Below are 26,484 nucleotides of genomic sequence, written 5' to 3' on the forward strand. Positions count from 1 at the left end.
CTCCTTTTTTTAACTTACTTTTAATATCTTATGCTTAAGATAAACTGTTGTCAATAAACAATACATAAAAACTATGTTCCTCCTTAATGGTTTACAGTTATTTTTTTACTGCAAACCATTAAGAGGGAACATATTAAAAGTACTTTTATGGTTTTGGCCTTTATATTTTATTATGCTTTTGATACTTTCATATTATCTAAGAAATAAGCACCATCATTAGATCCACTTCTTATATACTTAAATGTATATGTTACTTTAATATTTTCGCCAGATAAATTGGCAATATCCTTTATTACGGAGCTTTCTACAGTTAAATTTTTTTCTATTAATTTATAAAGAGAAAATCCTAAAAGTGTTTCAAAAGCACCTTCCAATGCTTTTGCTCTAGCTAGTGTTACCGCCTCTTTCACGCATGCGCCGATTACTTTTTTATAGATTGCTCCTCCAAAATATGCAGCAACAAGTGATGCAACTACACTATATGTGTCAAGCTGACCATCATGCTTACTTTGCCACAATTCCACTAAATTAACTAGTTTGCCTCTTTCAATTGTATCTGTGCCAGTTATTTTTGTAGGTGTAGCTAAGGATGGCGGACAATAGATACAAGTTGATGTTAATGTTATAGACATTTTAAACTCTCCTTTTCTAATTTTATTTAAAACACTTTAACCGGTTAAGTTGTTTTACACATATAAAAACGAGTTTTAAAACAAAAAGTAAACTAATTATTGATAATTTTTTTATGTAAAAAACAGGATGCTGATCAGCATCCTGTATATTTTAAGCTTTCAAATCCCAGTCTTTTAAATTTGTATGGAGCAATTCATGTGCCCTTTTTGAGTTTGGCTTTTCCAGAAACTCTTCATAGGTCTTTAGTACTGCGCTGTTTTCATGAGAAAATCTTAAGTTTGAAGTACTGTCCAGTCCGTAAAGAATCTTGCCTCTGTCTTCTGCCAGTTCAAAGCCATCATGAATAGGCTGTCCGCCGCCTCCTGCGCATCCTCCTGGACAGGCCATGATTTCTACAAAATCATATTGGACCTCTCCACTTCTTATAGCTTCTATAAGCTTTCTCGTATTACCCAGTCCGCTGGCTACTGCCACACTTACAGCAACCCCTTCAATCTCAAATATAGCTTCCTTCCAGCCATCCATACCCCGCACTTTTCTGAAGCTCTCTGTATTTGGATTCTTCTTTGTCAGCAAATAATATGCACTTCGAAGTGCAGCTTCCATAACTCCGCCAGTTGCGCCAAATATGACACCTGCTCCTGATCCTTCTCCAAAGATTTCATCAAAAGATTCTTCTTTTAAATCATTTGGCTGAATGTGGTCTGCTCTAATCATTCGGTCAAGTTCTCTTGTAGTAAGTACCAAATCAACATCACTGCCATGACCTGCATCATTGACTGCTTCTACTCCACTTTCATATTTTTTTGAAACGCAAGGCATAATAGATACAGAAAAAATCTTTTCTGCAGGTATTCCCAGTTTCTGCGCTATAAATGTCTTTGACATGGCTCCGAACATCTGCTGGGGAGACTTGGCCGTTGAAAGGTTGTCAACCATATCCGGATACTGTGACTTTACAAACCGTACCCAGCCAGGGCAGCAGGAAGTAAACATAGGCCACTTATATTTATCCTTCTTCTTAAACCTTTCAAGGAATTCTGTCCCTTCTTCCATTATGGTGAGATCTGCCGTATACGTTGTATCAAATATGTAGTTAAAGCCTATTCTTCTTAAGGCGCTTACCAATCTTCCTAAGGTGCTCTCCTCTTTATATAGTCCGATTCCTTCGCCCCATGCCGTTCTGACTGCTGGTGCTATCTGTACCATTGTTATTTTCTCAGGATCAGCTAATGCGGCAAACATTTTATCGGTATCATCCCGTTCCCTTAATGCTCCCACAGGGCAGTGGGTTATACATTGTCCACATAGCGAACACCCTGTTTCCTGAATTTTTTTATTTTCAGAAACGCCAACAGTAGTTCTATAACCTGAGCCCGTTAAATTCCATACCTGTAAATCCTGTATTTTGTCACATACCTGTATACATCTCATGCATTTAATACATTTTGATGCATCTCTTATTAAAGGCAGACTGTTATCCCATCTTGCTTTTTCTGGCACGGATGTATATGGAATACTAAGGATACCAAGGTCATTGGCAATTTTTTGCAGGCTGCAGTTTCCACTTCTCACACACACTGCACAAGTGCAGTTATGATCGGATAGAATCAGTTCTACATTTGTCTTTCTTGTTGCTCTTACTTTAGGACTGTTTGTATGAATCACCATACCCTGTTCTACCTTTGTATTGCAGGCAGTAACAAGCCTGTCTATTCCTTCCACTTCTATTATACACACCCTGCACGCACCTATGTCATTCAGGTCCTTCAGGTAACAGAGATGGGGAATATGAATTCCTACTTCCAAAGCAGCTTCTAAGATTGTTGATCCCTCAGGAATAGATATAATATGTCCGTCTATTGTTAACTTTACCATTGTGATTCTCTGCCTCCTTTAAATGAACCTATACCAAAGTGGTCGCATCTTAAGCATCTCATTGCCTCCTGCTTTGCCTCTTCTTCAGTCATCCCCTGCTCTATTTCTTCAAAGTCACAGCCTCTTTCCCCTGCATAACGCATCTTCAGTTCTACTCTTCCGCAAGGTTTCTTATCCAGGCTCTTTGCTTCTGGTATTTCCACATCACATTCAATTGCATGATGGTATCCCAGATAAGTGTCTATGTTTGCAGCGGCTACCTTTCCTGCCGCTATGGCATTGATTACTGTTGACGGACCAGTTACACAGTCCCCCCCTGCAAATACTCCCGGTATGTTCTCTATTCCACTAGAGGTTTCTGTTTTTATGCTTCCCTTGTTTACAGGTATTCCATACTTTTCAAAGCTCTTTGCATCAATTCCCTGACCGATGGCAGAAATGATAATCTGGCAAGGGATACCTTCTTCTTCTGCCTGAGCATCAACGGGTTTTGGTCGTCCTGAACGATCTGCTCCTCCTGCTATCTGTGGTTTTACCCATAGGGCTTCTACATCTCCTGCTTTCCCTGCCTGAATTCTGGCTGGAGCTTTAAGCTGTAAAAGCTGACATCCTTCAGCTATTGCTCCTTCTATTTCATCAGGAAGAGCTGTCATATCGTCTCTTCTTCTTCTATATACGATATTTACCTCCGCAGCACCTAGTCTCTTTGCTGTTCTTGCTACATCCATAGCAACGTTTCCTCCGCCGATTACCACTACTGCCTTATCCTTAAAGTCCGGCATGGTATTGTCGCCTATGCTTCTGAGCATTTCCACAGCAGAAATCACGCCCCTGGAGTACTCTCCTTCAATTCCGATTTCTTTATGGGTGTGAGCACCTATGGAGATGTATACAGCATGGTGTTTTTCTCTTAGCTCAGTTATATTCTTTACATCATTTATGTCATAGCCTGTTACCACTTCTACGCCTTCTGATAGTATGGCATCTATATCAAACTGCAGTCTTTCCCTTGGCAGTCTGTAACTTGGAATTCCATATCTCAGCATTCCGCCAAGCTGATTCCTCTTTTCGTATACGGTTACTTTATGTCCCATGATAGCCAGATAAAATGCCGCTGACAGTCCACTTGGACCTCCTCCTATGATTCCTATGCTCTTTCCTGTATCCTCCATTTTTTCTGGTACAGGAACTTCTCCACAGTGGTCTACTGCATATCGTTTTAACCCTCTGATATTTACAGGAGCATCTATCAGATTCCTTTTGCATCTTGCTTCACATGGATGTTCACAGATTAAGGCGCAAACTGTAGGAAATGGATTGTCTTTTCTGATTAGCTTTACTGCATCCGCATATCTACCTTCGTATACAAGCGCACTGTATCCTGGTACATCTACTCCTGCAGGGCATAATGCTACACAAGGTACTGGCTGTTTTAGTTTCTGGATGCTTTCTGTACATCGATGGTTCGTGATATGCTCTATGTAGTCTTCTTTAAAGCCCTTAAGACCTCTCAACACCATGTTTGCTGCTTCTGTTCCTATGGCACAGTCTGCTGAAACCCTTATGGCTTCCGCTGTCCTTTCCATCAGAGGTATAATATCCAGTGATGGATCCTGTCCAAGGTCAAGAACCTGGTCCATCAAGTTTAAAAGCTGTCCAAGCCCTACACGGCATGGTACACACTTACCACAGGACTGGGCATGGCACAGTCTCAGAAACGAAGCTGCCATATCTACAGGACACTGTCCTGGAGGACTTGCTATAATCCTTCTTTCCAAGTCCTTATACAGTCCTTCAACTGCCATCTGGGCTCTGTCTCTGGTTTTGATATCTAATCTGCTCATTTTCTTTCCACCTTTTCATTTGAAAATTTAAATTAATTAATAAAATAACCCAGTATAGTAAAAGCACTATACTGGGTTATTTATTAGGGTATTTATCACAAAGTAAAGACAAGTACTATTTCTCTATATAATTCTGGGAAGTTTTAAGTTGTATAATAAGTTTCTTATTAAATTCGTTTTTAATTTCATTAATCTTATCCGCTGGATAATTGAAAAATCCTTCTCCAGATTTCATACCAAGTCTGCCTTCCTTTACCTTTTCTCTAAGGATTGGATTAGCTTCTTTCCTATTATCCATAACTGACAAAAGATTATCACCTACTGTACACCATATATCAAGGCCCCCCATATCAGCAACCTCCAGCTGACCTGTTGTTGCATATCTGAAAGCGGGTCCAAATTTAAGTGCTTTATCTATATCCTTTGGAGAGGCTACACCCTCTTCTATTAATGAGAATACCTCTCTAGCTACACCCTGCTGGATACGGTTGGCCACAAGTCCGGGTACATCTTTCAATACTTTTACTGTCTGTTTTCCGGCTTTTTGGTAGAGTTCTTCAACTTCTTTAAAAATATCTTCATCCATATTGCCAAAGAATGATAACTCTGCTATCGGCATAAGATGTGCAGGATTATACCAATGACAAACCATTGTTCTCTTTTTTCTTTCTTCAGAAATGTTTGACACCATTTCCATAAGAGCTAAACTGGAAGTATTACTTGCAAGTATTGCTGATGGCTTACAAAGTTCATCAAGCTGCGCAAATAGCTCCTGTTTCAGCTCTATTTTTTCTGGAGTTGCTTCAATAACGTAGTCCACATCACAAACAGCTTCTTTCAAGTCTGAAAACATGGTTATTCTGTCAAGGCTTTCCTGTATATTTTTCTCTGGTATAAAATCGTTTTCAACTAAAAACTTCAGTTCTTCTTCTATAACACCTTTTACAGAGTTTCTCATGGGCTCATAAGTTTCATAAAGGTTTACAGGATATCCATTCATTGCAAAAGTTTCAGCTATGGCATGCCCCATAGTCCCTGCACCTAATACAGCAATTGTTTTAATCATATCTGCCGCCTCCTAAATCTTACACGCCAAGAATTTCTCTTGCATCCGCAGGAGTTGCAACTTCGTTACCAGCAAGTTTAATAAATTCTGCTGCTCTTATTACCAATTGTGCATTAGATTCAGCTAGAACACCTGGAGTATAGAACACATTATCTTCCATCCCCACGCGAACATGACCACCCATAGCAATAGCTGCCATCAAAATAGGCACATGCCCTTTACCAACACCAAGTGCAGACCATGTTGAACCCTCTGGAATTAAATTCTTTAAATAACAAAGGTTTTCAACAGTAGCTGTTGATCCACCTGCTGCACCAAGAACAAACTGATAGTGAAGTGGAGCCTTTAGGATACCCTTCTTTAAATAGTAGGTTGAATTGTAAATCATACCTGCATCGAATATTTCAATTTCAGGCTTTACCCCATATTCCTGCATAGTCAATCCTAATTCTTCTAAGAACTTAGGGTGATTAATAAATAAACTATTGTGCTGCCAATTCATAGAACCGCAGTCATAAGATGCAAGCTCAGGCCTGATGCTCTTTAAATGAGCCTGTCTTGTTTCATCTGTAGCATTTAAATCTCCACTTGTTGTGCAGTTTATAATTATATCACACTTTTCTTTGATTAACTTAACAGTTTCCTCAAATTTTTTTGTATCCATAGTTCCTTTTTCTTCGTCATCTCTCATATGAAGATGGCAAACAGCTGCACCTGCTTTAAAACATTTATAAACATCTTCTGCTATTTCCTTAGGAGTAATAGGAATGTTTGGGTTATCCTTTCTGCTTGGCCAAGCACCAGTTGTAGCCACTGTAATAATAGTCTTTGCCATAATATGTCCCTCTCTTTTTTTATATTTATATAATTTTTAATTGTTAGTACTTCTTGCATTTCATATGAGTGCGTTAATTTAGCAGACTCTTATAAATTAGAAATTTTATGTTGCCATTAATTTATTTTCTAGAAGTTTAATTTTCTTGGATTTTGTGATGTGTAATGTAAGAATTTTTATTAACTAAAAACGCACTCACCTAAAATGCAGATCAAATAATTGTTACTTGCCATTATATATAGCAATTAAAATGCCAACTAATCGTTTGAATAAAATATTTTTTTAGTCAAAGTCCTCTAAAGCTGTATTTTTCAATCTTTTTTAATATCAAATAGTACTCACCCCTGCAATTTTTAACTACACAAAGTCTTAAATCTGTGTTACAATCGTTATAAATTGAGGAAAATTATCACCATTCGTTTTCCACGTAAAGAATTTTTTCACCACGTGGCTAAATATCATTTCTTAGGAGGCCTTTTATGAGCCAGGAAATTAACATTTTAAATCTATGCGAAAGTTGTATTACCACATTACGTAACACTATAAATTCCAACGTTTCCAAAGAGTTAAACCTATCCCTTAACCAAAAGCTTTTTTTATTAGAAACCGCCGTAGAAGACTTTAGGGAAAACCATACTGATTTTGAGGAAATTTGTAACCACTTAATTGATGCCATATATGTTGCTGATAAAAACGGTAAGACTATTTATGTTAACCAAGCCTATTTAGACTTTAGCGGACTAAAAAAAGAGGACTTTGTCGGCAAAAGCGTTTATGAAATAAATAGCGAGAAAAAACTGTATACAAACGGAGTAATTCCTACCGTTATAAATACAAAAAAGCAGACTGAGGCAGTAGGTACTGTTATATCAACTAATAAGAAAATATTTATTACAGGTATCCCTATTCTTGATGATCACGGGGAACTTAAATACGCTGTAGCACATGACAAGGATATTGACCATTTGGAGAAGTTGAAGGACGCTCTGGCTATACTGAAATCACAGCAGGTAACCAAGAATGCAGAATTAGAATATTTACGAAGGCGTCAGCTTGATCATATGAATCTGATTGCCAACAGTAAAAACATGAAAGATGCACTCCAAACAGCTCAGACTGTGGCTGCAACAGATGTAACGGTTCTTATCACTGGTGAAAGCGGTACTGGTAAAGAAATTATCGCTGATTTCATCTACAAATCCAGTAACCGTACTTCAAAACCATTTATAAAAATTAATTGTTCTGCAATCCCAGGAAACCTGCTTGAGTCTGAGTTATTTGGATACGAGGAAGGCTCGTTTACGGGAGCATTAAAGGGTGGAAAAGCCGGGTTATTTGAAATTGCCAATGGTGGTACTATACTTCTGGATGAAATTGGAGATATGCCGTTAGACTTGCAGACAAAACTACTAAGAGTTCTACAAGAAAAAGAGGTGTGCCGTATTGGTAGCAGTAAAGTAATTTCTTTGGATGTACGTATTATTGCTTCGACAAATAAGGAACTTCTCAAAGCCATAAAAGAAGGCAGTTTTAGGGAGGACTTATATTACAGGTTAAATGTTGTTCCCATTGATTTAGCTCCATTAAGAGAACGAAAGGAAGACATTCATGCTTTATTAGAGAAATTTCTTGGTAAATACAATAAAAAGTATGTTAAACTGGTATCTCTTACTCCTGGTGCTGCCTCTGTTTTGGGAGATTACAGTTGGCCAGGTAATATTCGTGAACTAAAAAATGTCATGGAGCGGATGATTGTTATTAACTCAACGGGAGAAATAGATGCAGCAACAGTTAAACAGGTTTTAGGAATTCTACCTGTAGCAGCCTTCCGGGCCGGACCAGAACCTATAAGCTCTACTTATCTAGAAAAAACAGAGCGTAATTTAAAAAAATCAGTTGAAGCTTTTGAGAAAGACATTATACGTGATGCCATCGCACAGCATGGTTCAAAACGAAAAGCTGCCACAGCCCTTGGAGTGGATCATTCCACCTTAATAAAAAAGTGCCAACGGTATGGAATTTAGTTTTCAGTTTCATAGATAAAGGCTCCAAAATTACGGATATAACAGTTCTTTTTATGTAAACAGTCAGCATACAATACATAAGTGAGTTATATACGTATTTTAGAAAATGGAGTAGTTTAAATGTTTAATCTAATTGACTTTGTGGGCTCCATATCCAACTGGATGTGGGGTCCTCCCATGTTAATGCTGGTTGTGGGCGGGGGAATTTTTCTAACCATCAGACTTGGCTTCTTTCAGATTCTTTATTATCCGTACATTCTAAAACAAACCTTTGGTACTATATTTAAGAAGCACACCGGACAGGGGACCGTATCCCCTTTTCAGGCTGCAACTACTGCATTGGCCTCAACTATTGGTGCCTCCAATATTGTAGGGGTGCCGATAGCTATAGCCTTTGGTGGGCCTGGTGCCGTTTTTTGGATGTGGATTGTGTCACTAATAGGCTGCGCCACAAAGTTTTCTGAAATAGTTCTAGGAATAAAATATAGAGAACTAAATGAAGATGGACAATATGTAGGCGGACCTATGTATTATCTCTCTGCAGGGATTTCAAGTAAAGCAATTGGGGAAACTCTTGCTATCATATATGCTTTTTTTACTATGATAATTTTGGCCGCCTCAGTTGCAGCCCAATCCGTATCCGCTACTCAAACCGTGGCTGTGATGGGAGTAAGCAAGATTACGACTGGGATTATTTTAACCATTCTTGTATCCGTTATCGTCTATGGTGGAATAACTCGTATTGCCAGCGTTTCTTCCAAGCTTGTTCCTTTTATGGCTAGTATATATGTTTTGGGAGCATTAATAGTTGTACTTTGTAATATTACCACTGTTCCATCTGTTTTTGCTTTAATTTTTACATCTGCCTTTACGCCATCCGCTGCTGTTAGCGGCGTGGCAGGTTCAGGTTTGACTGCTGCCATGAGATGGGGTATCGCCCGTGGTACATATTCTTGTGAAGCTGGCATGGGAACAGCACCAGTGGCCCATTCCGCTGCCACCACGGACCATCCTGTACGACAGGGCTTCTGGGGTATTTTCGAGATTACTGTATCCAGCCTGATTATTTGTACCATGTCCGCTTTAGTGGTTCTGACTACAGGTATATGGAGCCAGGTGGATCCTTCCGTAGCAGCCTCGATGCCTACCCTTGCTTTTCAATCCGTAATGGGTGATACCCTTGGAGGGCTGCTTGTCTCTCTCTCCATGTTGCTGTTTGTAATCTCAACGATTATTGTTCAAGTATTTTATGGCGAGAAACAATGTGAATTCTTCTTCGGTACTAAAATCGCAAAGATTTTGAAAATCTTTTATATTCTGGCTATTTTTGCAGGAGCATTAGGGGGATTAGAAACTGTCTTTGGTTTTTTGGATGTTATTCTCGGTGTAACCATACTGCCAAATATGATTGGACTTATTCTTATGAGCGGTCAGGTGGTTGCATTAAAAAAAGAATTCTTCTCTAGCTCAAAATACTACTTAAAAGATATAAGGCATCATTAAACAAATTAGGCCATCTCCGAACAAATTAGTGACATTTAAACTAATTTGTTTGGAGATGGCCCTGGTTTTATTACTGACCCTTATAGCTGATTTTTCACAGCTATCAAATCCATACCACTTGATTTCTGCCTCTGTCCTTAGCTTCATATAGCATTTTATCTGCTATGGCTGCAAAAGTATCAACCGAATCTTTTTCAGAAGGTATAATCGTTCTACCTCCTATACTTATGGTCACATTGATTTCTTCATCAGAATTACCGCCAACTTTGCAAACACTCTGACGTCCAACCGCATTACATACATTTTCCATAATCTCTAAAGCTCGGGCTTTACTTTCTCCCACCATGATCAGATAGAATTCTTCTCCTCCCATACGGGCAATATAGTTGTTATCATCTGGCATGGCATTTTTCATTAAATCAGCAACAGCACTTAGTACTCTGTCACCTTCTTGATGTCCATAAGTGTCATTTACTCTTTTAAAGAAATCAATATCTGCGATTCCTAAAGAGAAAGGGATCCCTTCCTTAATGGAATTTTTCCATTGTTTATTGACATAATCAATGCAATGTTTTCTTGTATAAAGCCCCGTTAAGACATCTATATACATTTGTGTTTCCAGCATTTTTCTATATCGAAACATGTTAATATGTGTGCGGACTCTTGCACACACTACGTTACCACAAAAAGGCTTTCTTATATAATCAACAGCCCCGCAGAAAAATGCTTTTTCTTCGGTGGCAGTATCATCAACACCAGTTAAAAAGACTACTGGAATCTGCTGGGTTTCTTTTGTGACCTGTAGTTTTTCTAATACCTGAAAACCATTCATTCCTGGCATCTCTATATCTAAAAGTATAAGTGAAGGCTGTTTTACTTTTGCCATTTCAAACCCCTCTTCACCTTCATTTGCATATACTATGTTATAGTCTTTTTGTAATATACCCTCTAGAAGTTTAATATTAAAAAAGCTGTCATCTATTATTAAAATGGTTTCCACCTTTTTACCCCGCTTTCGCCATTGCTTTTACATTCTTTTACTCTATCATAATCAAAACCATATTTCAATGAAATATTGAACTACTCTGACTTACTCAACATCCACAAATATAAAAAAAGGATGTCTCAAAATAATTAAGACATCCCACTATTTTACTATTTTATTTAATATTTATACGGACTACATCATTCCTGGCATTCCGCCACCCATAGGAGGCATAGCTGGTTCATCCTTCTTAATTTCTACGATGCCTGCTTCAGTTGTCAAAAGCATAGCTGAAGCAGAAGAAGCATTCTGAAGGGCTGATCTAGTAACCTTAGCAGGGTCTACAATACCCGCACTAATCATATCAACATATTCTTCTGTTGCAGCATTGAAACCAACACCAACTTTACTGTTCTTCACTTCAGAAACAACTACTGATCCTTCAAATCCAGCATTTTCAGCAATTTGTCTAACTGGTTCTTCTAATGCTCTCATGATGATTGCAGCGCCAGTCTTTTCATCTCCTGTAAGCGATTCAACATATTTCTTAACTGCTGGGATAGCATTTGCAAGAGCAACACCACCACCTGCTACGATACCTTCTTCAACAGCAGCCTTAGTTGCGTTTAGAGCATCTTCAATTCTCAGTTTTCTTTCCTTAAGTTCAGTTTCTGTTGCAGCTCCTACCTGAATAACTGCTACGCCGCCTGCAAGTTTTGCAAGTCTCTCCTGAAGCTTTTCTTTATCAAAATCTGAAGTTGATTCTTCATACTGATTCTTAATTTGCTTAATTCTACCCTGAATTTCAGCTGGTGCGCCAGCGCCATCTACAATTACTGTATTTTCTTTAGTTACCTTAACTGATGCGGCAGTACCTAACATATCTAATGTAGCTTCCTTAAGGTCGTATCCAACTTCCTCTGAGATAACTGTACCACCAGTTAAGATAGCGATATCTTCCATCATAGCTTTTCTTCTTTCGCCAAAGCCAGGAGCCTTGATTGCTACGCAGTCAAAAGTACCTCTCAGCTTATTGACTACCAATGTTGCAAGAGCTTCTCCATCAACATCTTCAGCAATGATTAATAGCTTTCTTCCCTGCTGAACAATCTGTTCTAGAATAGGAAGTATTTCCTGAATGTTTGAAATCTTTTTATCTGTTAATAAGATATATGGATTCTGCATGTTAGCTTCCATCTTTTCTGTATCGTTTACCATGTAAGCAGATAAGTAACCTCTGTCGAACTGCATACCTTCAACAACTTCAAGAGTTGTACCCATGGATTTTGATTCTTCAACAGTGATAACACCATCTTTTCCAACCTTTTCCATAGCTTCTGCAATAAGTTCACCAATATTTGCATCTGCAGCTGAAACTGAAGCTACCTGAGCAATACTTTCCTTGCTTTCAACAGTTTTTGAAATGTTCTTGATTTCAGCAACAGCTACGTCTACAGCTCCCTGAATACCTCTTTTTAGTACCATTGGGTTTGCACCTGCAGCTACATTTTTAAATCCTTCTTTGATAATAATCTGAGCAAGAAGTGTAGCAGTAGTAGTACCGTCACCTGCAACGTCATTTGTTTTTGTTGCAACTTCCTTTACAAGCTGTGCCCCCATGTTTTCTACTGCATCTTCAAGTTCAATTTCTCTAGCAATAGTAACACCGTCATTTGTAATAACCGGTGAGCCAAACTTCTTTTCAATAAGAACATTTCTTCCCTTAGGTCCTAATGTAATTTTCACTGTATCTGCAAGTTTATCAACACCTGCCTGTAATTTTCTTCTAGCGTCTTCCCCATAATGTAATTCTTTAGCCATTTCAATTACCCTCTTTCTTTATTATTCTACAATTGCCAAAATGTCTTTCTGGTTCATAATTGTGTATTCAGCACCATCATACTTGATTTCGCTGCCTGCGTACTTTGCGAATACAACCTTATCTCCAGCCTTTAACTCCATTTTTTCTTCTTCTGTTCCAGGACCTACAGCAACAACTTCTGCCATCTGTGGCTGTTCTTTAGCCTGGCCTGGAAGAACGATACCACTCTTGGTCTTTTCTTCAGCCTCAACCATCTTAATAACTACTCTAGCGCCAAGTGGCTTAATTCCAAAATTCATTTTCTATACCTCCTGTTTGATATATATAATTTTATTATTTATCTTTTTGTTAGCACTCATTAACCATGAGTGCTAACTATATTTTAAACTAATCTACCCTAATGTCAATAGTTTTTTTCAATTTTTATGGATAAAAATAGCACAGCCATACGATTGTATGTTGTGCTTGAAATCTCCTCATTTGTTATTTTTCTAACTGTCTTATATGATAAAATAAATATTGCTGCGCGATACCCCCATACTCCCCAAAATTCTCACTAGCATAATTAGTCATACTTTTCATATCACTTTCATCCATATGATAAAGTCTGTGCATTACACGGCGAACCCAGACATCAATGGGGAAGCTATTATATTTTTCCATACCAAAAAGTAAAATACAATTTGCTACTTTAGGTCCCACTCCACACAAGCTCGTTAAATATTCATACCCTGTAACGATATCTGCTCTTCGTAAATCTGCCAGTGTGGTTAATCTTACATCAACACATTCTTTGTTCCCTGAATCAAAATTATCCGTCACAATTTTTTTTGCAGTTTCAATTATATATTTTGCTCTGTACCCTAACTTGATTGGAGCTAGATCGTTTTCTGTCAGTTGAGCCAGAACGGATGCTTCAGGAAAAGCAAAATAATCTCTTTCCTGAAAACTACCCGCTGGTAATCCAAACATTTGGCATAAACCTTCAATGCATTTTTTTATCCTTGGTATGTTGTTATTTTGAGAAATGATAAATGAAATCAAAGTCTCCCATGGTTCCTGTTTTAATATTCTAATGCCTTGTCCTGATTGTATTGCCTCTGCAAGAACCAAATCTTTTTTAGCTAGAGCAGATTTTATATGTCCATAATCCTTATCTAAATCTAAATAGGTTTTCCAGTGCTCATTAAACTCTGCTTCATTAATGTTGTCTATACTCAGCCTACCCTCAAATCCACCTTCTATATATGGTTTAAAGTTTATATTTACTGGCTTTCCAAAAGCGATTCCGGTATAACTGCCATTCTGCTGCTTATTCCATCTAAAACACTGTCCACAATCAAATATATGATCCAAATTGAAATCTTTAATGTTTTCTCTAATTACCATCACTTTCTCCAAGTTTTTATTTGTCGTATTATAATCATCACACTAAGCCCCTGACCTCAACATCCACAGAATGAACGTTAAAAGCAGTCATGTTGGCTACATGTTCCGTAATCTGCCCTTGCAGCTCTCTGGCACATTCCATTACATTATTTCCATATTTCATATTAACCATAACGGTCAATCCAATACCGGTCTTGGTATTTTGCGTCAGCACTCGTATAATAGAATGTACGCCTTTGTTCTGCTTACCTAAATAATAAACAATATCATTTACCACCTTATCCGAAATAAAGAATTCACCTAAATAACTATAGGTCGGCCTCACTACAGACCTTTCCTGCATATTGTCTTTATTCCCAAATCCAAACCCTCTAATCATCCGTATAGGGTGTAAGAAATATCCTGAGAAGTCAGTTTTTAACTGTCCAGCCGGCGCAGGTATAACATGTTTACCCAATTCCACCCTTTGTTTCCGTGCCGCAGTTCTTTGAGCCTCAGTCGTAATATCTTCAATAAATATTCGTTCTTCAATTTCTGGCAGTTCTAATCTTTCAACAATTCGATCCACCATACCTGTAGAAGTTCCCAATATTAAAATCTTGTCTGGGTTAATTTCTTTTACTTTTTTAGCTACAGAATACCGATGTTCTTCATCCGTAAACAATGCTGTTTTTATTGCCCCAATTTTAGTTGCCTGTCTTTTAGCAGACTGCCCCTGTAAAATCCGGCTTTCATATATAAATAACCCATCATCTATAATTGCAGGGATGTCTCTTTTTCCACACAATGACATAGCCTGATAGCTTTTTCCTGTTCCGCTTTTTCCAACGAGAGAATAAACTTTCATCTTTACTTCTCCATTTCCCTTTGTTATAATTTAATTGGCTTTTGAGCACTTTAAAAAAGGAGGATTATCACAATGGCTTACAAAATTACTGATGCTTGTATAAACTGCGGAGCTTGTGAACCAGAATGCCCTGTAGAAGCAATTTCTGAAGGCAACGGCGCTAGAGTTATCGATGCTGATAAGTGTATTGATTGTGGTTCATGTGCAAATGCATGTCCTGTTGATGCTATCGTAGAATAATCTATTTAATTCTACTATAACAAATAACCGTTTCAAAAGAAACGGTTATTTTCATTTTTATATTATTTCTATTCATTTCTATTTATGTGGTACGCAAGTGAATGCAGACCATCACTTAAATGTACGTTCTCTACTGCAACAGTATCTGGTACCTCAAGGTCTACTGGTGCAAAGTTCCAGATTCCTTTTACTCCTGCAAAGGACATTTTGTCTGCAACTTCCTGTGCTGCATCCTTAGTCGTACAGATAATACCTATATCTATTGTGTTTTCCTCAATATACTGGACTAATTCTTCATAATCACGTACATTAATGTCATTTATCTTTATTCCGACAAGCTTTGGGTTAACTTCAAATAATGAAGATACTACAAAACCAGCTTTATAATAATAGGTATGGTTTGCAATTGCCTGTCCTAAGTTTCCCGCTCCTACAATAACCATCTTATATTCTTTATCAAGCCCCAAAATACTGCTAATTTCATTGTATAATGCTTCAACATTGTAGCCGTAACCCTGCTGACCGAAGCCGCCAAAATTGTTAAGGTCCTGCCTAATTTGAGAAGCGGTATAACCTATTAAGTCACTTAATTCCCTTGAAGAAATCTTATCCACACCCTTTTTACGGAGTTCGTTAAGATATCTTCTATATCTAGGTAAACGTTTAATTACCGCATTTGATATTTTTGAACCTTTTTTCATTCTTCACTTTTTCCTTCTTAATGTCTAGTCCCTTTCAAATAACTGAAAAACGAAAACCCGCTATCTGCGGGCTTTCATCTGATGACTAGTTTAATTTTTCTTCAACGTACTTTACGATGTCACCAACACACTGGAACTTTTCAGCATCTTCATCTGGAACTTCGATATCAAATTCATCTTCAATCGCCATGATAATTTCTACTGCATCCAGTGAATCAGCTTCTAAATCTTTCATAAGATGAGTTTCAAGATTAACCTGTGATTCATCTACGCTTAACTGTTCAATAATAATTTCCTTTATTTTGTCAAATGTCATATAACTAACCTCCATACTTTAGAAACTATATATTTTCTATACATTTCATTTAATTTCATTTTTTCTCTATGTCCTATTGACTAAAACTCATTATAATTTACTGTTTTAAGATATGCAAGAGCATTTTAAAAATTTTTTGTATAAATTTTAACACAAATTAACACAAAATTTTCAGTCTATTCTTCTTGCATTACCAGCCAGCTGTCATAAGTTTCTATAAGTCTAGCCTTATAGGCTTCGCTTTTATCGTGATATTCTGCTAACAGAAGATGATTACTAAAAATTTCTTCTTTACACATTTCTGCATCTAACTCAGCAATTTCTTTTTCCAAACTTGCTATTTCATCCTCCAACCGTTTTTGCTCTCGTTCCTTCCTTCTAGCTTTTGCTTCAAGGTCTTTATTTATTCTTCTTTGTTCATTAGAACTCAATTCTTTAAAATCGGTTTTCTCTGGTTGTTTTTCCTCATTTATGTTTTGAATACTGCTTAGCTCATTTAAATATTTTTTCCCTGATGCAATTTCCTGCTTCTTTTCCATATAATAATCATAGGAACCCAGATATGCCGCCATTCCATCCGTGTCCAGCTCCATAATTCTAGTTGGAATCTTATTCAGAAAATACCGGTCATGGGATACAACTATTAAAGTACCTGGGAACTCTAGAAGAGCATCTTCAAATACTTCTTTTGATGTAATATCCAAATGATTAGTAGGTTCATCAAGAAGCAGAACGTTAGACCCCGAAAGCATAAGTTTTAACAAAGATAGTCTTGCTTTTTCTCCACCGCTTAAACTTCCTACGTTAAGAAATACACTTTCATTTTTAAATAGAAATCTTCCTAATAAACTTCTCATTTCTGTATCAGTATATAACCGATAGGAATCTTTCATTTCATCAAAAACTGTGTTAGAAGGGGTCAAATTCTGCTGTTCCTGATCATAATATCCAAATTGGACATTGTGCCCGATCTTTAATCTGCCGCCATCTGGGTCAAGTTCATTCATTAACACTTTTAGTAATGTGGTTTTACCGACTCCATTTGCTCCTACGATGCAGATTCTTTCTCCTCTTTTGATATCAAAGTCTACATTTCTAAACAGTTCTTTTCTCTTTGCCCCATATCCAAAACCCTTTTCTAAGCCCTCTGCAAAAATGACATCATTTCCACTTTTAAACTGTTCCTTAAAATGAATTTTCATTTTGCCTACAAGGGCCTCTGGTTTCTCTATAAGGTCTATCTGTGCTAAACGTTTTTCCCTTGACTGAGCTCTTTTGGCCAACTTCTCTGTGCCATGCTGCTTAAACCGTCTTATAATCTCTTCTTGCCTTGATATTTCCTTCTGTTGTCCTTCATACTTCCTAAGTTCTTCTTCACGTCTCAGACGTTTTTTCTCTGCGTATTCAGAGTATCCACCCTGATATGTATACAACTTATGGTTTTCTACTTCAAAAATGCGGTTTACAGTTTGATCCAAGAAATATCTATCATGGGAAATTAAAATAATGGTTCCACTATATGACTTTAAATATTGTTCCAGCCATTTTAAAGTTCCTATATCAAGATGATTTGTTGGTTCGTCTAAAAACAAAATCTCCGGTTTCTTTAAGAGTAAACAGGCCAATGCCAATCGGGTCTTTTCACCACCACTCAACATAGAAATTTTTTTATCATAAAAATTTTCTGAAAAAGCCATGCTATTTAATATGCCGTTTATCTCACTTTTATAACCATATCCGTTACTTCTATTATAAGCTTCCATTAATTCATCATATCTGTGCAAAAGCTTATCTACATTTTCCCCTTTTGAAGACCTTTCAGAAATTTCATGAGACAATTTTGCCATTTCATTTTCCATATCAGCTACATGACTAAAAATACCTGAAACCTCTTCAATTAAAGTTTTATCCGAATCAAAATTTTGACTCTGTTTTAGATATCCAATACTAGTATTCCCGGAAATAAAAACATTTCCTTCTTCATATGACATTTCCCCACAAAGTATATTCAGCAATGTGGTCTTTCCTGCACCATTGTTGCCAACTATACCAATCCTGTCACCCTGATTTACGTGAAAGGAAACATCTTTTAGGATTATGTCAACTCCGTATGCCTTTGTTATATTCGTTGCCGAAAGTATTATCATTTTATTACTCCGTAATTTTTATTTTTATTTACTCTACTACAAGAGGCAGGTTTGGATATGCATCCAGTGTTAAATCACTTGTAAAACCTGCTTTATATTTGTAATATGCTGCGCATCCAATCATGGCTGCATTATCTGTACACAAAATTGGTGCAGGACAGTAAAGCTTCAGGTTATTTTTCTGGCATTGCTCTGTAAGCATTTCTCTAAGCTTACTATTGGCAGCCACCCCGCCCGCTAACACAATTTTATCTTTTTTCATTTGCTTTGCAGCATTAACTGCTTTTGTAACGATTACATCCATAACTGCCTGTTGAAAACTGGCTGCTACATCGGCAGTATTCACTTCTCTGCCCGCCTGTTTTTCCGAATTAATGTAATTTAATACGCCCGTTTTTATACCGCTAAAACTAAAGTCATAGCTGCCTTTTTCAAGAAAAACTCTTTTAAATGGAATAGCTTCTGGATTTCCTTCCTTAGCAATTTTATCAATTAATGGTCCTCCAGGGTAACCTAACCCAAGAACCCTTGCCACTTTATCAAAAGCTTCCCCTGCTGCGTCATCCCTGGTCCCGCCAAGCACCTCAAAAGAATTATAATCTTTGACCTCAACAATATTGGTATGTCCTCCAGAAACCACTAAAGCCATAAAAGGCGGCTCCAGATCAGGAGATTGTATGTAGTTGGCACTAATGTGCCCTTGTATATGATGTACTCCTATTAAAGGGATATTTTTGGCGAAAGCATATGCTTTCGCAGATGCTAATCCAATAAGTAATGCCCCCACTAGACCTGGTCCATAAGTTACACCAATTAAATCAACATCATCTAAAGTAACTCCTGCTTCACTTAATGCCTGGTTCGTTACGTTATTTATATTTTCCAGATGATGCCTGGATGCAATTTCAGGCACAACACCACCAAATACTTGATGTACCTTTATCTGCGAAGAAATAACATTGGATAACACTTCTCTGCCCTCTAAAAGTAATGCTACTGAAGTTTCATCACAGCTTGACTCAATTGCCATTGTTAAAAATTTTCCGTTTTTCATTCCATTCTCCCAATTTGCGTATCGGCTTTTACGATACATCTGTTATCCGAAGATAAATGTCTGCAATTTTCACATGACGTGTAATCCGACATATTAAATGTACTAAAATCGTGCCTTCTTTCGAACCGGCTGCAATTTGACACTGGATTACTCATGTCATCATTAAAATCTTCATAACCGTTATAATAATAATTATCTCTATCCTTGTCATTACCATAATAGTTTCTCATCTAACAATACCTCCAAAATACTTTTTATCTTAGTATCTCAAAGGGAATATGTTTTATTCATGAATACGCCACATAATTATAGCGTTTTCACCGTTATCTAAGTAATAACCTTTACGAATTCCTGCAGGTTTAAATTTAAATTCCTTATATAAAGCTTGCGCCGCCAGATTTGATTCCCTCACTTCTAATGTAAAGCTATTTAACCCGTTTTGTTCTGCCACCTCTATTAATGTAGCCACTATAGCCCTGCCGATTCCTCTTCTTCGATTCTCAGGGGATACAGCAACATTTGTAATATGGCCTTCATCAACAATAGCCCATAAACCTGCATACCCGGCAAGCTGTCCACCTATTTCTGCAACTATATAAAAGGCTTTGTCATTTTCCATGATTTCACCTTTAAAAGCTGCTTCACTCCATGGTTCTGCAAAACAGATTACATCCAGATCAGCCATAGGCTTTATATCACGTTCCTCAGCAGCTCTTATTACCAGTTGATTCATTCTACTCACCGTTTATCCCGTGCTGCTCTGGCCTCATCTAATTTTCTTTCAGCTTCAGCTTTCCTCATATAATTCGGTTTAAGTTCATTATATCCACAGATTTTCCCTTCATTAAACAGTTCAAGTGCAAGTTTTGCAACAGAAGACGATTTTTGATATCTACTTTCAGCATCTGCAAATTTAACTTGTATATTGCTATTTAACGATGAGTTCTGCCATTCCTCGATTTGAGCCTTATATGGTTCGACACCATCTCCCAAAAATGTAACTTCATCCTGTCCTTCTTCTAGAACTACTTTAAGTAATTTGAGAAGTTCAGCAAGCATATAAGCTTTGCCCTCTACAAGCTGTAAAATCGAATGATCTGTACCCCATTTATAAGCGCCTCCATATACTTGACTTCTTCTGGCATCAAATATTGGGCAGAAAACGCCTTTGTAATTTTCAATATTATAAAGGAAAGTTTTTAATGTAGGAACACTAATACAATCAATTTCAAGAGCCTGTGCTAATGCACGGGCAGAAGAAACACCAATTCTTATACCTGTAAAGGAACCTGGTCCCTCTGAAGCTGCGATTGCTGTCAAATCGTTTATCTGCAATTTACTTTTTTCGAGTACCTTCTCCACCATTGGCATTAAAAACTGCAAATGATTCAGCGTCTCCGTAGAATACTCCTCAAAAATCTGACCCTTTTCATTAATAACCGCCACAGAAGCTGATACTCCTGTAGTTTCAATGGCTAATATATTCATAGACCCGCCTCCAGTCCTTTTATCTCATAAATTCTTTCACCTTCATTTTGTCCATAGGCAATATTAATAACGATGGCATCCTCTGGTATAATTTCAGTAATTAAATCGGCCCACTCTACGATACATACTCCTCTACCAAAGAAATATTCCTCATATCCAATTTCGTACATTTCCTCCACATCATTAATTCTATACACGTCAAAGTGATAGAGAGGTATTCTCCCATCGTGGTACTCCTGAACAATAGTAAAAGTAGGGCTTGTAATTACTTCCTTTATTCCAAGTCCCTCTGCAATATATTTGGTAAGCGCCGTTTTGCCTGTGCCTAAGTCTCCGATAAGTGCGACAACACTTCCCGAAGCCAGCTTGTCCGCAAGTAGTAGCCCAAACTTTTTTGTTTGTTTTTCATCTTTTATAATCAATTTATCCATACCTTTTATTTTACCACACAATTTATGTTAATTAAACATTAAAATAGCCATTAAAATCGGCTTAACCTATGACAATTAGCATAGTTTCTGATAAAACAAAGAGGCTCCTAAAAACAAACCGATAAGCACGTATGCCGATAATCTATTCTAAGATAGCCTCATTTCATGTTCTTATTTAATTTTCTACTAGCTATTTATGTAAAAATCTTGATATTCTTTTATACAAAAAGAAAGTTATAACTGAGTTTACTCCAGCCTTTATCAGATTAAATCCTACAATAAACGGCATTAGCTTCATAACTGCGCTTAAAGGCCAACCTGTAAATGCAGGTGTAACTACCATATTGGCAAGAGCCATCACTACCGTCATAGTTATAACTCCTGCAGTCAATGCAATTATTGCTTCTTTTTTATTTTTTCTTCCCTTATACAAATTACCTGCTATTAACACAAATGCTCCTGTTGCTAATATGTGCATAATGATTCCGTACAAGCCACTTGCTGCACTTACTGTCGTCCCTTGAATTATTGAAGTTACAACTACTAACAGAAGTCCTGCCATTGGTCCAAAGGCAAAAGTACCAATAAGAATAGGAATATCTGCAGGATCATATTCTAAGAATGGTACTGAGGGAAAAATTGGAAAGCGTACAATATACACTAAGACCACTGAGATTGCTACAAGCATTCCCATTTTCGCTAACTTTACTGTTTTATTTTGTGATGTCATTTCTAGTTCCTCTCAATCTTATCCATAAAAAAAGCCCTGAGATTACTCTCAGGGCATCACATACTTGAAATAAACGCATTTAAATAAAATACGCCTGTTTCTTTCATCCGGACTATACCGTCGGTATGGGAATCTAACCCATTCTGCCTTTCAGCTCGCGGACTCGTAGTTAAGAACTCATTACCGCCGGTGAGGACTTACACCTCCCCCTGAAACAATTCTACTGCACATTATATACTTAATGTGTCAGCCTGTAAATAGCATCTGCAAAAATTTTCGCGTTTAACAGAAGTTGGTCGATTTCAATATATTCATTTTTTTGATGCGCTAAATCTGGTTCACCAGGAAACACACTTCCAAAAGCTACAATATTTTTTGCAGCTCTGGCATAAGTACCTCCCCCAATAACGATAGGTTCACTCTCTCTATCCCCTGTATGTTCTCCATAAATATCCATTAATGTTTTAATCATTGGGTCATCCTTAGGCATATAAATAGGGTCTTGAGCTTTTATCTTTATTACCCCCATATTATATTTGTTAATTATTGGCATCATAGCTTCATAAACAATATCTTCACTATAAGTAACAGGAAATCTTATATTAATAGTAAGCATCACAGCTTCGCCTTCAAGCTCCACTTTGCCCACATTAAATATAAGTTTGCCAGAGGGCTCATCAGAAAGTCCACATCCAATAGCTGTTCCATCTAGTTCAAATCCAATATATTTATTGTAAAACTCAATAAATTCATTAACATCATCATTTATTATGTCAATTTCACTTAAAAAATCCATGAGCACAGTGATGGCATTCACTCCAAATTCAGGAGTTGCCCCATGTGCCGAAACACCCTGTGCCACTATTTCTAAGCTTTTGCCTATGCCTTTACAATTCAACTTTGCGCCAAAAGCAATCTGGCCTTCCTCTGCACATTTTACATTTCTGTAATTTGCAGCCAGCTCTTTCACCTTATCATAGGCCTCCATTTTGTCGGCCCTTATCACTGCTCTAGCATAATCGGCTACCATATTTGCAGCATTACCGCCTTTTAAGCTCCTCAGCTCTATTCCTTTACCTGTAGTTTTTCCAATCTTTTTAGCTAACTGAAAAACCATAATCCCTTTTTCCCCATGAATTGCCGGATATTCTGCATCTGGAGTAAATCCGAAATCAGGGGCCTTGACTTTAGATAAGTAGTGCTTCATCCCCTTCCAATTAGTCTCCTCATCCAGCCCTAAAATCAGCCTTACCTTCTTTTCTGGTATATAGCCGCTATCTTTCAATGCTTTCATAGCAAAAAACGCCGCCACTACAGGCCCTTTATTGTCAATTGAGCCTCTGCCATAAATTTTTCCATCTGCAACGACTCCACTATATGGTTCATGTTCCCAGTCCGTTCCTTCTGGTACAACATCCAGATGACCTATGATACCCATTACTTCTTCGCTGGTTCCTGTAATTTTTCCCTCATCATCAAGTAAATACCCACCAAATTCAATGTGTCCACCATAATTGTCCACATTTTCTGTATCAAACCCCTCTGATTCAGCTTTTTTAAGCATGTAGTGAAAAGCATCCGCAACTCCTTTTCCAAAAGGAGCATCAACCGCAGGCTTATCTTCTATACTTTTTATAGATACCAGTTCCTGAACAGTCTTTATCATGTCATCTTTATAGTCCTCAATCAGCTTTAAGTATTCCATTCGCGTCCTCCAATGCTGTTTCTGCTCTGGATAAGTTTCCAGAAGAACTAAGGGTTTCATTTGTTTGTAAGTTCTCATCTAAAGGAATAATCTCATAAATTGGCCTGCCCCCTGAATTATATTTTTCAACCCAGGTAGGTATTGCACTCATGGTAATGTCCGTAATCTTCCCTTCTGACTTCATATATTTCAAATTAACCTTCGCAATCATTCCTTCTTCGGTATATCTGTTGTTTAAGGTTTCTGTCCTTTGATTTGAAATAAAATTACCCATACTATAAAAGACTGGAACAGTTTTTCCTGTTGCCTGGTTTTTTAAATACTCCATTCCCTGTAACACATGAGGATGGGATGCAAAAATAATATCAACATCCATATTATTAACACTCTGCTGTGCAATATACTTCTGCCATTTATTTGGAGAAGTCTGATATTCCTCTCCCCAATGATAATATAGTACAACAATTTCGGCGCCTGCCGTTCTTGCTTCTTCACAAGTCTTTTGCACTTCTGCTAAATCAGTATCAATGGTATCATAATTGAAGGAATTAATAAGTTCTGCATTCTCTGATGATATGACATTTCCATTTAATGCAGTACTGTCCCCACCTGTAGAAGTTTCGTATGTATATGGCACTACAGCAATCTTTACACCCTTAACTTCAGTCATGGAATATCTTTTTTCTTGGTTATTCAGCCTGCTTCCTGCGGTGTCAAAGCCTTTTGCTCTCAACACCTCAAGAGTCCTCTTCATACCTGCACCACCTCTGTCCATCATGTGATTGTTTGAGGTTATGGCCACATCAAATCCTGTATCCTTTAGTGCGTCTGCTAATTCATCAGGAGCGCAAAAAGCTGGATACCCTGAATAAGGTTTCCCTGCAAAAGTAGTTTCTACATTGCACAACGCAAGATCTGCCTGACTTATGTAATCCTTAACATACTTGTAATTGTTTGTATAATCGTACGTTCCCGTACTTGCATCGTATTGGCATGCTATCTGAGGATTGTGAACCATAACGTCCCCTACCGCAAAAATACTTAAATCAACTGTCGCCTCGGGTTTCTGGTTATCTAGCCCAGGGCTGACAGACTGATTCACTTCATTGCTGCATCCACTAAAAAGCAGTGGTAATGCCACCAGGCACCCCACTGCAATTAAAGTCATTATCAGAAGCGCTGCAAAACGATTTTTTCTTTTGGCGTTTTCCATAGCTATTCCTTACTGTACGTTACTGTACGTTTTCAACCCCTGCAATTTCAGGGTATGATTCTTTTAAAAGTTTTTCAACTACAGCCTTTAATGTCATAGTTGCGCCGGGGCATCCTGCACAGTGACCCTGTAATCTAACTTTAACAATATTTTCTGGAGTTAGTTCAACAAACTCAATATCTCCTCCATCTCTTTGCAAGAAAGGTCTAATATTTTCTAAAGCTTCTTTGATTTTTTCTTCCATGGTAATTCTCCTTTTTATCTACTTTTTATTATTCTATCACAAAATTCATTTTTTCAATAGTAAATATTTTTATACTATTGTACTTGTACGTTTTCCTGCTGCAAAGGTGCTCCAGACAAGTTGACAATTGCAGGTTCCATTGTATAAGCCGAAACAGCCTGCCCTCCTACAATTTTCATTACCACTACGGATTTTATTGGGTCTCCATTGGTATCAAACGTAATTGTTCCAGATGAACCAGGAAATTCTCTGACATTAGCTATGGTTTTTCTAAGTGCCTCGCCATCAAGAGCTGTCCCAGTTTTATTTAATGAATCAAGGGCAATCATATAGGCATCAAACCCTAGAGCAGCAGCACTTTCCGGAATGGCATCCTGCCCATATTTTGACTTATAAGCATTAACGAAATTGTCCGACATAACCGTAGTATCTGTATTTGGATCAAATACAGTTGAGAAAGAAACATTCTCTGCTGCAGCCTTGCCTGCTTTCTGTACTAATTCGGTTGAATCCCATTGATTCGTTCCTAAAAACAACGCATTCACCCCAAGTTTTTTTGCTTCTTTAAGAACTTTTACAGCCTCCTCCAGTTTAGCAGGAAGAAATACGACTTGGGCTCCTGCCGCCTGGATTTTTTTTAAATCCTCAGTAAAATCAGTCTTCTTTTCTGGCTGGTAGTCGCAAGATACCACTACTGCATTGGGGTTTCCTGTCATTTGTATAAACTTATCTGAAAAAGTCTCTGCAACAGCTATGGCATAATCATCATTTTCTGGTCTCATAATTGCCGCTGTAGTTGCACCTAATGACTCCACCGCATATTTAGCAAGTGCGACTCCCTGAAAAGAGTCTAATAAGCAGACTCTGAAATAAAAAGGATTATAACTTGTTACTAATGGATTTGTATTTGTAATAGCTATAGCAGGCAGTTTGGCTTTTTCAAATGTTTTAACTGCCATAAGCGAGTTTGCGCTTCCGTAACTTCCAAGAACTACAGATACCCTTTTATCCACTAACTCATGGGCTACACTTTCTGCCACGTACATATCTGATTTATTGTCGCCATATACAAGTTCTACTTCTTTTCCCAAAGCTTTAGGAAACATATCATGGGCTAATTCAATTCCCTTTACTTCCATTTCACCCATTTCTTTATCTTTACCAGTTAATGGCTCAAAAACACCAATTCTAACGGTAGCCTCAGGTTCTTCGTCCTTATCTATAAAAGTACCTTTAAAATTATCAAAAGTAGCGCACGCAGCCAAATTTAAAACCAGTACCATTACTGTTGCAAGAAATGCAAGTCTCTTTATGCCTTTGCATGTATATTGTTTATGTTTATTCGAAATTTTAGTCATATCTTCTCTCCCTTGTTTAACCCTTGCCCCA

Annotated in this window: 26 protein-coding genes and 1 riboswitch; of the genes, 3 read left to right on the top strand and 23 right to left on the bottom strand. The window is 37.6% G+C overall.

Annotated features, from left to right (window positions below; all coding sequences use genetic code 11):
- Nucleotides 1–170: 170 nt before the first annotated feature.
- The 5 genes from RTW14_RS05200 to RTW14_RS05220 all read right to left on the bottom strand — a co-directional run bounded on the left by RTW14_RS05200 (nucleotide 171) and on the right by RTW14_RS05220 (nucleotide 6,256).
- Nucleotides 171–632: a hypothetical protein gene (locus RTW14_RS05200; RefSeq protein ID WP_312648635.1), complete on the bottom strand. Its 462-nt coding sequence runs from the start codon at nucleotides 630–632 to the stop codon at nucleotides 171–173.
- A 151-nt stretch (nucleotides 633–783) separates the two neighbouring features.
- Nucleotides 784–2,511, bottom strand: coding sequence for an NADH-dependent [FeFe] hydrogenase, group A6 (locus RTW14_RS05205; protein WP_312648636.1), 1,728 nt, complete (start codon nucleotides 2,509–2,511; stop codon nucleotides 784–786).
- Complete coding sequence (locus RTW14_RS05210; protein ID WP_312648637.1) at nucleotides 2,505–4,355, bottom strand: NAD(P)-binding protein; 1,851 nt, start codon at nucleotides 4,353–4,355, stop codon at nucleotides 2,505–2,507. Before RTW14_RS05210 ends, RTW14_RS05205 begins: the two co-directional genes overlap by 7 nt.
- Before the next feature lie 115 nt (nucleotides 4,356–4,470).
- Nucleotides 4,471–5,421 (bottom strand): 3-hydroxyacyl-CoA dehydrogenase family protein, encoded by a 951-nt coding sequence (locus tag RTW14_RS05215; protein WP_312648638.1) that lies wholly within the window; start codon nucleotides 5,419–5,421, stop codon nucleotides 4,471–4,473.
- A gap of 19 nt (nucleotides 5,422–5,440) precedes the next feature.
- Complete coding sequence (locus tag RTW14_RS05220; protein WP_312648639.1) at nucleotides 5,441–6,256, bottom strand: 3-keto-5-aminohexanoate cleavage protein; 816 nt, start codon at nucleotides 6,254–6,256, stop codon at nucleotides 5,441–5,443.
- 479 nt (nucleotides 6,257–6,735) lie between these two features.
- On the opposite strand from RTW14_RS05220, the gene RTW14_RS05225 reads away from it, so the two are divergent.
- Both RTW14_RS05225 and RTW14_RS05230 read left to right on the top strand, forming a co-directional pair.
- On the top strand, nucleotides 6,736–8,280 hold the full coding sequence (locus RTW14_RS05225; RefSeq protein ID WP_312648640.1) for a sigma-54 interaction domain-containing protein: 1,545 nt from the start codon (nucleotides 6,736–6,738) through the stop codon (nucleotides 8,278–8,280).
- Between the two features lie 120 nt (nucleotides 8,281–8,400).
- Nucleotides 8,401–9,783: an alanine/glycine:cation symporter family protein gene (locus RTW14_RS05230; RefSeq protein ID WP_312648641.1), complete on the top strand. Its 1,383-nt coding sequence runs from the start codon at nucleotides 8,401–8,403 to the stop codon at nucleotides 9,781–9,783.
- Between the two features lie 103 nt (nucleotides 9,784–9,886).
- Here the strand turns inward: RTW14_RS05230 and RTW14_RS05235 are convergent, their stop codons facing one another.
- From RTW14_RS05235 to RTW14_RS05255, 5 genes are all read right to left on the bottom strand, one after another.
- The gene (locus tag RTW14_RS05235) at nucleotides 9,887–10,783 is read right to left on the bottom strand and encodes a GGDEF domain-containing response regulator (RefSeq protein WP_312648642.1); all 897 of its coding nucleotides are present in this window, start codon (nucleotides 10,781–10,783) and stop codon (nucleotides 9,887–9,889) included.
- 180 nt (nucleotides 10,784–10,963) lie between these two features.
- On the bottom strand, nucleotides 10,964–12,589 hold the full coding sequence (groL, locus tag RTW14_RS05240; protein ID WP_312648643.1) for a chaperonin GroEL: 1,626 nt from the start codon (nucleotides 12,587–12,589) through the stop codon (nucleotides 10,964–10,966).
- A 21-nt stretch (nucleotides 12,590–12,610) separates the two neighbouring features.
- A complete protein-coding gene (locus tag RTW14_RS05245; RefSeq protein ID WP_312648644.1) occupies nucleotides 12,611–12,889 on the bottom strand; it encodes a co-chaperone GroES in 279 nt (92 codons plus the stop codon).
- A 184-nt stretch (nucleotides 12,890–13,073) separates the two neighbouring features.
- Nucleotides 13,074–13,979, bottom strand: coding sequence for a DNA glycosylase (locus tag RTW14_RS05250; RefSeq protein WP_312648645.1), 906 nt, complete (start codon nucleotides 13,977–13,979; stop codon nucleotides 13,074–13,076).
- Nucleotides 13,980–14,016: 37 nt separating this feature from the next.
- Complete coding sequence (locus RTW14_RS05255) at nucleotides 14,017–14,826, bottom strand: Asp23/Gls24 family envelope stress response protein (protein ID WP_312648646.1); 810 nt, start codon at nucleotides 14,824–14,826, stop codon at nucleotides 14,017–14,019.
- Between the two features lie 72 nt (nucleotides 14,827–14,898).
- Between RTW14_RS05255 and RTW14_RS05260 the strand changes: the two genes are divergently transcribed.
- A complete protein-coding gene (locus RTW14_RS05260) occupies nucleotides 14,899–15,066 on the top strand; it encodes a 4Fe-4S binding protein (RefSeq protein WP_312648647.1) in 168 nt (55 codons plus the stop codon).
- 68 nt (nucleotides 15,067–15,134) lie between these two features.
- On the opposite strand, the gene RTW14_RS05265 is transcribed toward RTW14_RS05260, so the two are convergent.
- The 13 genes from RTW14_RS05265 to RTW14_RS05325 all read right to left on the bottom strand — a co-directional run bounded on the left by RTW14_RS05265 (nucleotide 15,135) and on the right by RTW14_RS05325 (nucleotide 26,453).
- Complete coding sequence (locus RTW14_RS05265) at nucleotides 15,135–15,767, bottom strand: redox-sensing transcriptional repressor Rex (protein WP_312648648.1); 633 nt, start codon at nucleotides 15,765–15,767, stop codon at nucleotides 15,135–15,137.
- Between the two features lie 85 nt (nucleotides 15,768–15,852).
- Nucleotides 15,853–16,083, bottom strand: a complete 231-nt coding sequence (acpP, locus tag RTW14_RS05270) for an acyl carrier protein (protein WP_312648649.1) — start codon at nucleotides 16,081–16,083, stop codon at nucleotides 15,853–15,855.
- A 176-nt stretch (nucleotides 16,084–16,259) separates the two neighbouring features.
- A complete protein-coding gene (gene abc-f, locus RTW14_RS05275) occupies nucleotides 16,260–18,230 on the bottom strand; it encodes a ribosomal protection-like ABC-F family protein (protein ID WP_312648650.1) in 1,971 nt (656 codons plus the stop codon).
- A 28-nt stretch (nucleotides 18,231–18,258) separates the two neighbouring features.
- On the bottom strand, nucleotides 18,259–19,284 hold the full coding sequence (gene tsaD / locus RTW14_RS05280; protein ID WP_312648651.1) for a tRNA (adenosine(37)-N6)-threonylcarbamoyltransferase complex transferase subunit TsaD: 1,026 nt from the start codon (nucleotides 19,282–19,284) through the stop codon (nucleotides 18,259–18,261).
- Nucleotides 19,281–19,514 (bottom strand): hypothetical protein, encoded by a 234-nt coding sequence (locus tag RTW14_RS05285; RefSeq protein ID WP_312648652.1) that lies wholly within the window; start codon nucleotides 19,512–19,514, stop codon nucleotides 19,281–19,283. The genes tsaD and RTW14_RS05285 overlap by 4 nt, the downstream gene beginning before the upstream one ends.
- A gap of 53 nt (nucleotides 19,515–19,567) precedes the next feature.
- The gene (rimI, locus tag RTW14_RS05290; protein WP_312648653.1) at nucleotides 19,568–20,017 is read right to left on the bottom strand and encodes a ribosomal protein S18-alanine N-acetyltransferase; all 450 of its coding nucleotides are present in this window, start codon (nucleotides 20,015–20,017) and stop codon (nucleotides 19,568–19,570) included.
- A 5-nt stretch (nucleotides 20,018–20,022) separates the two neighbouring features.
- Entirely contained in the window at nucleotides 20,023–20,772 is a 750-nt protein-coding gene (tsaB, locus tag RTW14_RS05295; protein WP_312648654.1) for a tRNA (adenosine(37)-N6)-threonylcarbamoyltransferase complex dimerization subunit type 1 TsaB, read from the bottom strand.
- Nucleotides 20,769–21,203 (bottom strand): tRNA (adenosine(37)-N6)-threonylcarbamoyltransferase complex ATPase subunit type 1 TsaE, encoded by a 435-nt coding sequence (tsaE, locus tag RTW14_RS05300; RefSeq protein WP_312648655.1) that lies wholly within the window; start codon nucleotides 21,201–21,203, stop codon nucleotides 20,769–20,771. Before tsaE ends, tsaB begins: the two co-directional genes overlap by 4 nt.
- Before the next feature lie 190 nt (nucleotides 21,204–21,393).
- Nucleotides 21,394–21,933, bottom strand: coding sequence for an ECF transporter S component (locus RTW14_RS05305; protein WP_312648656.1), 540 nt, complete (start codon nucleotides 21,931–21,933; stop codon nucleotides 21,394–21,396).
- Between the two features lie 91 nt (nucleotides 21,934–22,024).
- Nucleotides 22,025–22,154, bottom strand: a riboswitch (FMN riboswitch).
- 17 nt (nucleotides 22,155–22,171) lie between these two features.
- The gene (pepV, locus tag RTW14_RS05310; protein ID WP_312648657.1) at nucleotides 22,172–23,638 is read right to left on the bottom strand and encodes a dipeptidase PepV; all 1,467 of its coding nucleotides are present in this window, start codon (nucleotides 23,636–23,638) and stop codon (nucleotides 22,172–22,174) included.
- Nucleotides 23,616–24,851 carry a CapA family protein gene (locus RTW14_RS05315; RefSeq protein WP_312648658.1) on the bottom strand — a complete coding sequence of 412 codons (1,236 nt, stop codon included), beginning with the start codon at nucleotides 24,849–24,851 and terminating at the stop codon, nucleotides 23,616–23,618. Before RTW14_RS05315 ends, pepV begins: the two co-directional genes overlap by 23 nt.
- A 19-nt stretch (nucleotides 24,852–24,870) precedes the next feature.
- Entirely contained in the window at nucleotides 24,871–25,095 is a 225-nt protein-coding gene (locus RTW14_RS05320) for a NifU family protein (RefSeq protein WP_312648659.1), read from the bottom strand.
- A 74-nt stretch (nucleotides 25,096–25,169) separates the two neighbouring features.
- On the bottom strand, nucleotides 25,170–26,453 hold the full coding sequence (locus tag RTW14_RS05325) for an ABC transporter substrate-binding protein (RefSeq protein ID WP_312648660.1): 1,284 nt from the start codon (nucleotides 26,451–26,453) through the stop codon (nucleotides 25,170–25,172).
- Nucleotides 26,454–26,484: the final 31 nt, after the last annotated feature.

It is taken from the genome of Aminipila sp., assembly GCF_032051575.1.
In the GTDB taxonomy this organism is placed as follows: domain Bacteria; phylum Bacillota; class Clostridia; order Peptostreptococcales; family Anaerovoracaceae; genus Aminipila.